We start from the raw sequence: 10,478 nt of genomic DNA on the forward strand, positions 1-10,478 counted from the left end.
AGCCCCGACAACCCCCTGCCCCTCAACCGGAGAACCTCTTGTGCAAGGGCATTGCCAGACGCCGTGGCGGGGCGGCTCCCCTCTGGAGACGGACGGAACATTGCCCTCGGGGCAGAGGCGGGTGTCGGGTGCGCTGAAAAAACTCCCTGTCCGACAGGGAACGTCAGGGGAAAAACGACGGACTGCCCGGCCTTGGGGCAGGTGTGTGCCGGGTGCACCAACGCAAACGCCCGCCAGGTGGCCTGAGGGCCGCTGGCGGGCGCTGAGGTGCTTCCACCTGCTTCAGGGGCGAATCAGAGCACCTTGACCTGAATCTCCTTCAACACCTGGTCCCCGCGCAGCACCGACACCGTCCAGGCACCAGGCTTGTTCAGCCGCAGGCCCGTCCACTGCCGCGCGCGCCAGCCCTCGCCCTTGATCTTCACGTCCTTCGTCTCACGGACGACGGTGCCCTGCTTCGACTGCACCATGATGTCCTCGACGGAGTCGCCCTGCGGCACCAGGTAGGCCTGCCACAGCATCACGCTGGTGCCGGCCTTGATGCCTTCCGGGCCGACTTCCGCGGTGCACTCGTACTTGTTGGGGCCTTCCTTGGCGACCTCGGTGCAGACCTTGGCCTCCACCAGCACGGGGCCCTGGCCCTGGCCCTTGTAGAAGTAGTTCCAGGTGTCACGCACCGCGTTCGCGTCCGGCGCCTTCACCTGTGCGGCGGCGGGCTCCGCGTCCTGCGCCATGGCCACCGGCGACATTCCCAGCACCGCGCACAGCAGGCCCCGTGTCAGCATCTTCGCCATCTCAAGTCCCCTCGTTCTCGTGATGTGACAGGCCCCCAGGCCCGCCTTGCCATGCTGGGTCTACCACAGCCCGCGTCGCCGCTCAGCCGAAGAGGAAGAAGGCCAGCGTCACCAGCGGCAGGTACACGAGGAAGGCCACCAGCAGGAATCCCAGGAGCTCTTTGAACTCCAAGCGCGCCACGGCCAGCAGCGGCAGCGCCCAGAAGGGTTGGATGAGGTCGGTGGCCATGTCGCCCCACGCATACGCCAGCACCACCTTCTCTGGCGCCACGCCCAGCCGCGTCGCGGCGTCCAGGAGGTAGGGCGCTTCAATGGCCCACTTCGAGCCGCCGGAGGGGACGAAGTAGTTCACCACGCCGCTGTACAGGTAGACGATGGCGGGGAACGTCTCGCGCGTGGACAGCGACACGAACAGCTCGCCGATGCGCTCCGTCAGGCCGGTGGCCTTGAAGATGCCGTAGATGCCCGCGTACAGCGGGAACTGGAGGACGATGCCGTGCAGCACGGTGCCGGCCTCCTCGCTGGCCTTGAGCAGCCGCGCGGGGGTGCCGTGCAGCAGCACCGCCAGCACCAGGAAGGTGAAGTTCACCACGTTGAGGTTGAGCGCGCGCCAGCCGCCATTCATCCACAGGTGCCGCGCCAGCCACACGAGCCCCAGGATGCCGATGACGGTGTTGAGCAGCCGCGAGTGGTCCAGCCACGAGGCGAAGCTGCGCTCGGCGGAGCGCGGGGGCGGGGTGAAGTCACCCAGGGACTCCAGCACCGCCGGGTCCACGCGGACGGTGTTCTCCGGCTTCGGATGCAGCACCCACGCCAGCAGCGTCAGCCCCGCCACCACGGCCAGCGTGAGGCCGATGTTGAAGGGCGAGAAGAGCGTCCTGTCGATGGGCAGCACGCCCAGGCTCTTCTCCAGGAAGTGGCCCGGCGTGGCCACCAGCAGCGGCGCGGAGGCGGACAGGCCCGAGTGCCAGGTGGCGCCCAGGCCGAAGTACGCGCACGCCACCAGCAGCCGGTAGTCCACGTCCGGCCGGCGCTTCACCATGAAGCGCACGAGCATGGCGCTGGCCACCAGGGACAGCCCCCAGTTGACGTAGGCCAGGGCCATGGAGACGAAGGCCATCCACGCCGCCGCGCCCCGGGGCGTGCGTGGCACCCGCGCCGCGCGCTCCAGCAAGGCGCGCACGGGGCCGGTGAGGGCCAGCAGGTAGCCGGTGAACATCACCAGCGCCATCTGCATGGAGAAGCCGAGCAGCTCCCAGAAACCGCCGCCCCAGGCGTCCAGCACGGCGGGCGGCGCGGCGCCGGCCCAGCCGGTGGCCAGCGCCATGGTGAGCAGCGTGAGCAGGACGGCGATGGCGAACGCGCTGGGGACGAAGCGCGAAGAGAAGTGGCCGAGGCTCTCCGCGATTCGGACAAGGGTCTCCACGAGGTGTCGCTCCTTGGCAGGGCCGGCACGTTACGGCATGTGCGGCGCGCCGGCGGCGCAATCCCGTCGCGGGCCCTGTCCGCACGAGCCCGGGCACGCAGGCTCCCCTGGCCGCAGGGGTGCCCGGAGAGGGAGGGCGGAGGTTCCTTCCGCGCCGCACGGTGTCAACGCTCCAGGATGCGCCGACTGCTGAGACACCTGCGCTCCGTCCTCCGCGTCCGGCCAGGAAAGCCCGCCATTGGCGCGGGCTTGCGGACCGCGCTGGCCACCTCCGTCCCCCTGGTCCTCGCGTTCCTGCTGGGTGTGAAGGACGCGGGCTGGGGGGGCTTGACCGGTCTCCTGGTGTCATTGGCCGACAAGGGCGGCTCGTACCGGACGCGTGCGAAGGAGCTGGGCGCGGTGACGCTGCTGGGGGCCCTGGTGGGCGCGCTGGGCGCGCCGGGTGGGTCCATGCCGTGGCTGGACGTATCCCTGATGTGGCTGGGGGTGACGGCGGCGGCCTTCGCGCGGAGCTACGGAGAGACGGCGGGCTCTGTCGGCGGGCAGCTCGCGGTCATCTTCGTCGTATCGCTGGGCGCGCCCGCGGTGGGGATGGATGCCGCGCTGGCCCGTGCCTTCTGGCTGCTCTTCGGCGGCCTGTGGGCCATGACGCTGTCCCTGGTGCTGTGGCCCTTGCGGCCCTACCGCCCGGCGCGGAGGGCCATCGCGCGCGTGTACGGGGAGCTGGCGGAGGCGTGCTGGGATTTGGGGCGCCTGTCGCGCGAGGGCGCCAGCTCCCAGGAGTGGGTGGAGGCCGCGGAGCGGCACATGAGCGTGCGGCCCCTCATGGAGCAGGCGCGCGCCACGCTGGGGGCCATGCGCGGCACCCACCTGGGCAGGTCCCGGCGCGGCGAGCACCTGCTCGTGTTGCTCGAGACGTGCGAGCCGATGTCCTCCCAGCTCATCGCCCTGGCCGAGGCCATGGAGGCGGCCGTGCGCGAGCCCCGCTTCCTGCCGCTGCGCGCGCGCGTGGACTCGCTGTGTGACGCCTACGCGGCCATGGCGAGCTGGGTGGAGCAGGTGCTGGTGCGCGAGCGAAATGAAGGCGTCCCGCGCGCGCCCCGGCTGGTGCCTCGCTCGCGCAGGCGGCGCTACCGGCCCGCTCCAGACATCCGGAACCGCGAGGACCCGCTGTCCCTCCATGTGGAGGCGCTCTTCGGGAAGCTTCGGGAGTTGGCAGGAGTGGCGCACGAGACGGCCGCGGGCCTGCTCCATGGCGACCCGGTGTCCGACCGGGGGCGGAGCGTGGTGGGCCAGGAGCCGCGGCACGCGCGCTCGTGGCTGGCCCCGCTTCGCGACCACCTCCGCTCCGACTCGCTCGTCTTCCGGCACGCGCTGCGCGTGGGGCTGGTGGCGACGGCGGCGCTGGTGGTGACGCGGGCGCTGGGCATCCGCGACGCCCACTGGGTGAGCCTCACCGTCATCGCCATCCTCCAACCGTATTCGGCCATCACCGAGGAGCGCGCGCTCCAGCGCGTCGGCGGGACGCTGCTGGGCGCATGTCTGGCGGCGGTGATTGCCACGCGCGTGCATTCTCCCTCCGCGCTGCTCGCCGTCATCGTCCTGCTCACGGCGGTGTCGGTGTCCCTCCTGCCCATCAACTTCGGTGCCTTCCAGGTCCTGCTCACGCCGGACTACCTGCTGCTGGCCACGTTGGGCTCGGGGGACTGGAGCCTCGCCGGCCAGCGCGCGCTGGGCGTGCTGGTGGCCTGCGCGCTGGCGCTGACGGGCGCGTGGCTGCTGTGGCCCATGCCGGAGCGCCGCCGCTTCCCGGAAGCCGCGGCGACCGCGTTACGCGCGGATGGTGAATACCTGCGCGAGGTCATCTCCCGGCGCAGCGGCACCCGGCCCGAGGTGGGCGCCGCGCGGCGCACCTTCAGTCTGGCGCTGCTGGACGCGGAGGCCTCCTTCGAGCGGCTCACCGCCGAGTACCACGGCCCGCCCCAGCAGCTCGAGTCAGGCATGGCCGTCATCACCTATGCGCGCCGCTTCGCCACCGTGGTGACGGCCCTGGGCATGGAGCGGCCGGAGGCGGAGGTTCCCGACCAGTTGAAGCAGTTGGCGCACCAGGCGGGGCGCGCGCTCGATGAGCTCGCGGACGCGCTCAGGGACCGGCGCGTGCCGCCGCCCCTGCCGCCGTTGAAGGTGTCGTGCAAGACGGATGACCCCGTCTTCGGCGCGTTGCTCGAACGGGTGCCCCGCCAGCTGGGCATGTTGCACGGCGCCGTGTCGCGGCTCAGCAGTGGCTCGGTCCTGCGGTGAGCCGCGTCAGGGCCGGGCCTCCCGTTGCGCCGTCGCGGCCAGCAGGGGCAGCGAGACATGGAACGTGGAGCCTCGGCCCAGCTCGCTGTCCACCCAGATGTGACCGCCGTGCCGTTCGATGATGTCCCGGCAGATGTAGAGCCCCAGGCCCAGGCCCCCGAAGCCGGATACGGGCGCGTTGCTCGCGCGGAAGAAGCGGCCGAAGAGGTGCGCCTGCTCCTCCCGGGAGATGCCGATGCCACCGTCCGCCACGCTGAGCACGGCGTTGCCGTCCACGTGAGACAGGGAGACGCGCACGGTGCCGCCCAGCGGGCTGTATTTGACGGCGTTCTCCAGGAGGTTGGCCAGCACCTGCGACAGCCGGCCCCGGTCGCCCATGACCAGGAGGTCCTCCTGGGGGAACTCGCACATGAAGGCATGCTCCGCGCTGATGCCGCGGAACTCCGAGCACGCCTCGTTCGCCACCTCCAGGAGCGACACGGGCTTGCGATGCAGCTTCAGCCGGCCTGCCTCCACGTTGGTGGCATCCACCAAATCATTGACCAGCGCGGACAGGCGGTCCACTTGCGCCATGGCCTTGTCCACGCGCTCGGGCGCGATGGGCTCCCTGGCCGCCAGCGTCCGCTTCAGCAGCTCCAGGTGGAGGCGCAGCGGCGTCAGGGGCGTCTTGAGCTCGTGGGCGGCGATGGAGAGGAAGTCGTCGCGCACGCGAATGGCCTCGTGCGCCTCGGCCAGCAGCCGCTCCTGCGTGCGCTGTGCGTGCACGCGCTCGGTGATGTCGCGGAAGCTCCAGACGCGGCCGGTGATGAGCCCGCGCCGCCGCTGGGGCAGGGAGTAGCGCTCCAGGATGCGGCCGTCGCGCAGCTCGATGATGTCGAAGCTCTCCCGGCCTGGCTCCTCGTACAGGGACTGGACCCGCGAGAAGAAGGCGTCCGGGGTCTTCAACTTCTCGCGCACGGCCGCGAGCAGCGTCGCGTCGTGCGTACAGGCCGCCAGTCCCGACAGCCCCCAGAGCTGCTCGAACTGGCGGTTGCAAGCGGTGATGTGTCCGTCCCGGTCGACCACCAGCAGTCCGTCCGCCGTCGAGTCGAGCGTGGCCTCCAGCAGGGACACCGTCTGCTCCAGCCGCTCCTGGGCCTGATGCTGCTCGGTGACGTCCACCATGACGCCTTGAAGCCGGTGAGCGCGGCCGTTCTTGGACAGCACGGTGACGATGTCACGCAGCCAGACGACGCGGCCGTCCGCGGCCAGCATCCGGTATTCGAATTCGTGGGGAAGGCACTGCTCCACCGCGGAGTGGCAGTAGGTGGAGGCCCAGTCCCGGTCGTCTGGATGCAGGTGCTCTATCCAGAAGTGAGGCTCCGTGAGCCACTGCTCCACCGGATAGCCGAGCAGCCGCTCCGCCTGCTTGCTCACGAAGATGAAGCGGACGCAGGGGTCTGCCTCCCAGACGATGCCGTCGACATTGTCGACCAGCGCGTCATGTCCACCCCGGGCAGGCGGGCTGATGTCCCCGGCTGCGTCGAGGCCCGGCTCCCTCTCCTCCATGGCGCGCTCCCTCCCCTGGAGCGGGGGCTCTCCCGTGTCTCGGACCTTCTTCAATCAATACACCCGGGAAGCCGGGCGCCACCGGCCCCTTACGGCCAGGGGTGCATCGTCCGCCGAATCTCCGGAACCGGGCAGGCCGGGGCGCCCCGGGGCAGGGCCTTGCTTCCTCGCGGGGAATGCGCAGGCGGAGACATGCGAGGATGGCGCACCGAGCCCGCCCCATGACGCCTCCTCGCCCCGCCCGCGCCCGTGTGCCGTCTTTCCGTGAGGACCGGTGGCTGGGGCGCGTCTTCTTCGGCCCCCGGCGCTTGATGTACGTGGGGCCGCTCGCTCCAACGGACCCGCACGCCCACCCCACCTTTCAGGTCCTGCTGTCCCTGGACGCGCCGGTGCGTCTGCGCGACGCCCGTCAGCAGGAGGTCGAATGTCAGGCGGCCGTCGTTCCTCCGGACGCCGAGCACGCCATCGTTGAAGGCGCCCTGGCCACGGTGCTGCTCCACGTCCCCGCGGAGGACCTGGTGGGCCGCCGGCTGGCGACGCTGGGCATTGGCGCGGACGCGGCCGCGTGGGGCGCAGCGGGCGAGCGTTTGAGGGCCTGTGGCATCGACCGGTTGCCGGTGCGCTGGGCGGAGGCCGAGGCGCAGACGCAGCTCCTGCTGCGTGAGCTCCAAGCCGAAGCGGGCGTCGCGAAGCCCACCCACCCCGCGGTGAAGAAGCTGCTGCGGCTGCTGCCAGAGTCGCTGGAGGAAGACGTGCGTCTGGCCACGCTCGCTCCGCGCGTGGGCTTGTCGGTGGGCCGGCTGTCGCATCTGTTCAGCGCGCAGGTGGGCTTCCCCTTGCGGCCCTACATCCTCTGGCTGCGCCTGCACCGGGCCGCCGAGCACCTGCAACAAGGCGCGTCCCTCACCGAGGCCGCGCACGCCGCGGGCTTCACCGACAGCGCGCACCTGAACCACGCCTTCCGCCGCACCTTCGGCCTCAAGCCCTCGGAGATTGCCGGGGTGGTGGAGTGGGTGCGCCCGCCCTCGCGATAGCGCGTTCTTACAAGCCGGCGGGAGCTTCGTGGCGCGAAGGTGGCGACATGACCGGGGAGAAACCATGTCGATGAAGGCGAAGCTGCGCGCCGCTTTCGAAGCGGAGCTGCGCGAGGCCCATGCAGCGGAGTCGCGTGCGGAGCATGTGCGTGCCTGGCGGCACCTCGAGCGGGCCCACGTCCTCAGCCAGGCCCACGCGGGCCCTCACGTGCGGGTGCACTGGCGCATGCTGGGGTTCGGGTGGCGCCGGCGGAACGCCGCGGAGTGGGTGGGGCAGGTGGTGCGGCTGTTGGTCGCCGCGCCAGGCTCATGGCTCGGGCGGGCACCACTGGGAAACACCGGCGGCGCGAACGTGGGCATCCTCACGCCCATGCCCATTCCCGACGACCTGCGCGCCCTGCTGGACGCCGACCGCTGAGGCCCTTTCGCTGTTCACGGCTCGCGCGGTTCTCTTCTCACATTCCGAGGCGCGCGCTGGGGCGAATTACGGTATGGAATGGACATCATGTCCTCTTCCGAGCAACCGGCGCGGCAGGACGCACGCGTATCGACTGGCGTGCCTGGGCTTGACGCCGTGCTGGGCGGCGGTCTCGTGTCGTCGGGTGTCTACATCTTCGTGGGGGAGCCGGGCGCGGGGAAGACCCTCTTCGCCAACCAGCTCTGCTACCACCAGGGGCGCGCCGGCGCGCGGTGCCTGTATGTCACGCTGCTGGCGGAGTCCCACGCTCGCATGCTGGCCAACATGCGGGACATGGCCTTCTTCGACTCGGCGCTGCTGCCCGAGGGCGTCTACTACGTCAGCGGCTTCCGCACGCTGGAGGAGCACGGGCTGCCGGGGTTGCTGGAGCTCTTGCGGCGCGAGGTGCGCAACCACAACGCCAGCATCCTGGTGCTGGATGGCCTGGTGCAGGCGCAGGAGGCGGCCGGCAGCAGCCGCGACTTCAAGAAGTTCATCCACGAGCTCCAGGTCGCCGCCGGGCTGACGCGCTTCACGGCGCTGCTGCTCACCAGCGCCAACGGCCCCGCCGTCCATCCGGAATACACCATGGTGGATGGCATCCTGGAGCTGCGCGAGCGCACCCAGGGCGTGCGCTCCTGGCGCGAGCTGCAAGTGCGCAAGTTCCGGGGGAGCCCCACGCTGCACGGCGTCCACGCCTTCCGCATCACCAGCGACGGGTTGGAGGTCTTCCCCCGGTTGGAGTCGCGGGTGCAGCGCACGCCGCCGCCGGACCCGGGCGCCCATCGCCTCCACTTCGGCGTTCCGTCCCTGGACGCGCTCTTCCCGGAGGGGCTGGCGGCGGGGTCCACCTCCCTGCTGCTCGGTCCGCCTGGCGCGGGCAAGACGCTGCTGGGCAGCAGCTTTCTGGCGGAGGGCCTGAAGCAGGGCGAGCACTGCCTGTACATGGGCTTCTACGAGCCGCCCAACCGGCTGTTGGGCAAGGTGGCATCCGCGGGCATCGACCTGGGCGGCGCCATGGCGGATGGACGGCTCAACCTCATCTGGCAGCCGCCTTCCGAATGCATTCTCGACGTGCTGGCGGACCAGCTCTTGTCGGACGTGCGGCGGCGCAACGTGAAGCGCGTGTTCGTAGACGGGCTCAGCGCCATGCAACAGTCCTCGCCCGAGCCCGCGCGCATCAATTCGTTCTTCGCGGCCCTCACCCAGGAGCTGCGTTGCACGGGGACCACCACTCTCTTCGGCATGGAGACACCGCGGCTCTTCGGTCCGGTGCTGGACGTCCCGATGGAGGTCGGTCCTTCCGCTGTGGCGGAGAACCTCTTTTTCTTGAGACATGTCGAGCTCGAAGGCCGCCTGCGCAGGCTGCTGAGCATCTTCAAGATGCGTGACACCCACTATGACCCCACCCTGAGGGAGTTCGTCATCACCCCCCAGGGAATCGAGGTGCTGCCCCCCTTCAGTGTCGCTGTGGATACCCTGCTCACGGGACTTGCCCGGCACCCGGGCACTGGCCATTTCTGAACGAACCTCGAGGAGTAGTACCACCCGTATGGAGACAGTCCTGGTGGTGGATGACGAGCAGGGCATCCTGGAAGCCCTGGCGGACCTCCTTCGAGAGGAGGGCTACCGCGTTCTGACGGCCTCTCACGGCCGTGAGGCGCTGGAGCGGATGGCGGAGCTCCGGCCGGACCTGGTCCTCACTGACTGGATGATGCCCGTCCTGGACGGACCGGCACTCATCGAGCGCATCCGGGCTGAGCCGGCCTACAAGGATGTGTCACTCATGGGGATGAGCGCAGTGGACGTGTCCGCGCTGCGGCATCGGTATCCTGGCATGCCGTTCCTCCAGAAGCCCTTCGACATCCACGCGCTGATGCGACAGGTCCGCAAGGCCCTCGACGGAAAGCAAGGCTGAGCCCCATGTTCTACCTGCTCAAGCTGGGCCCCGTGCCACTCAGTCAGGGCAACACGCAGGTCCAGGTGTATCTGCGTATCTCCGACGCCGGAGAGCCCGCCGCGCCCGTCTTCGAATCGGACGACGGAGCGGGGCTGCGGGCCCTGCTGGAAGGGGTGGACGCGGCGGAGGTGCGCTGCGTGCCGGCGCTGGCCGCCGCGGGCGCGGAGCTGGGGCTCGCCGTGGCGGAGCCTTCACCGCAAGCGCTGTCTTCCTGCGCGGCCATCGCGACCTTCGTGGCGTGGGGGCAGCGAGGCTTGTCCGGGCTTGGCTCGGACAAGGCGCTGCTCTTCGTGCAGGCGTCGACGGAGTACTGGGATGCGCGGCCCTGGACGCATTGGGATGACAGCCAGCCCTTCGAGGTGGCCGTCACCGGGCCGATGAACCACACCTTCGAGGGGTGCGTCTTCCACATGGGGGACGGGCGCGCGGGGCTGGCGCTGTACTTCAAGCCGGGCGCGCTGCAGATGCTGATGGAGATGCAGGCGCGTGGCCAGGGTGACGCCGCCACCAGCCTGCCCGCGATTGCCGTCACGCTGGACACGTCCCCTTCGTATGCCGTGGATGCGCTCACCGCCGCGGGGCGCGCGCCGCGCCTGCCGCTGCCCCTGAAGACGGGGCCGGACGGCATCAGCGTGCCGTCTCCGCTGGAGTCCCTGGTGCTGGTGGCGTCGTTGCGCGCGGTGGCCCGGCTGTCACCGGAGCAGCGCGAGGTGCTCAGCAGCGTCGTGGCCGGAGACGAGCAGATGCAGGTGCGCGTCCGCGCGCCCGCGCCCCGCGTCCGGCACTGAGCCCGCCTGCTCCGTCAGCGAGCGCACCGGCTTTCACACCGAGTAGCGCCGCGTCCGAGCCAGTGTTGGCTGCCGGACGAAGTCCTCCTGGAATGTCGCCTGATGGCCAGCCGGGCGTCCCGGGGGGACTGGTCCAAGTATGCGAAAGCGCGAGAAAACACGCTCCAGCT

9 protein-coding genes are annotated in these 10,478 nt (G+C 70.4%); 6 read left to right on the top strand and 3 right to left on the bottom strand.

Annotated features, from left to right (window positions below; genetic code table 11):
• Nucleotides 1-293 precede the first annotated feature (293 nt).
• Nucleotides 294-794 carry a hypothetical protein gene (locus FMP39_RS25415; RefSeq protein ID WP_141592777.1) on the bottom strand — a complete coding sequence of 167 codons (501 nt, stop codon included), beginning with the start codon at nt 792-794 and terminating at the stop codon, nt 294-296.
• 82 nt (nt 795-876) lie between these two features.
• A complete protein-coding gene (locus FMP39_RS25420) occupies nt 877-2,220 on the bottom strand; it encodes a short-chain fatty acid transporter (RefSeq protein ID WP_141592778.1) in 1,344 nt (447 codons plus the stop codon).
• 177 nt (nt 2,221-2,397) lie between these two features.
• Here FMP39_RS25420 and FMP39_RS25425 point away from each other — a divergent pair, with 177 nt between their 5' ends.
• Complete coding sequence (locus tag FMP39_RS25425; RefSeq protein WP_141592779.1) at nt 2,398-4,521, top strand: FUSC family protein; 2,124 nt, start codon at nt 2,398-2,400, stop codon at nt 4,519-4,521.
• A 6-nt stretch (nt 4,522-4,527) separates the two neighbouring features.
• Here the strand turns inward: FMP39_RS25425 and FMP39_RS25430 are convergent, their stop codons facing one another.
• Entirely contained in the window at nt 4,528-6,069 is a 1,542-nt protein-coding gene (locus tag FMP39_RS25430; protein WP_141592780.1) for a PAS domain-containing sensor histidine kinase, read from the bottom strand.
• A gap of 221 nt (nt 6,070-6,290) precedes the next feature.
• Here FMP39_RS25430 and FMP39_RS25435 point away from each other — a divergent pair, with 221 nt between their 5' ends.
• The 5 genes from FMP39_RS25435 (at nt 6,291) to FMP39_RS25455 (ending at nt 10,308) form a co-directional block, all read left to right on the top strand.
• Entirely contained in the window at nt 6,291-7,103 is an 813-nt protein-coding gene (locus FMP39_RS25435; RefSeq protein WP_228558325.1) for an AraC family transcriptional regulator, read from the top strand.
• A gap of 64 nt (nt 7,104-7,167) precedes the next feature.
• Entirely contained in the window at nt 7,168-7,521 is a 354-nt protein-coding gene (locus tag FMP39_RS25440) for a DUF3703 domain-containing protein (protein WP_228558326.1), read from the top strand.
• Between the two features lie 87 nt (nt 7,522-7,608).
• Complete coding sequence (locus FMP39_RS25445; RefSeq protein WP_141592782.1) at nt 7,609-9,084, top strand: ATPase domain-containing protein; 1,476 nt, start codon at nt 7,609-7,611, stop codon at nt 9,082-9,084.
• 28 nt (nt 9,085-9,112) lie between these two features.
• On the top strand, nt 9,113-9,478 hold the full coding sequence (locus FMP39_RS25450; RefSeq protein ID WP_011550838.1) for a response regulator: 366 nt from the start codon (nt 9,113-9,115) through the stop codon (nt 9,476-9,478).
• A 5-nt stretch (nt 9,479-9,483) separates the two neighbouring features.
• Nucleotides 9,484-10,308, top strand: coding sequence for a hypothetical protein (locus FMP39_RS25455; protein ID WP_141592783.1), 825 nt, complete (start codon nt 9,484-9,486; stop codon nt 10,306-10,308).
• Nucleotides 10,309-10,478 lie beyond the last annotated feature (170 nt).

Origin of the sequence: Myxococcus sp. AB056 (genome assembly GCF_006547365.1) — a bacterium.
Classification (GTDB): Bacteria; Myxococcota; Myxococcia; order Myxococcales; family Myxococcaceae; genus Myxococcus; species Myxococcus virescens.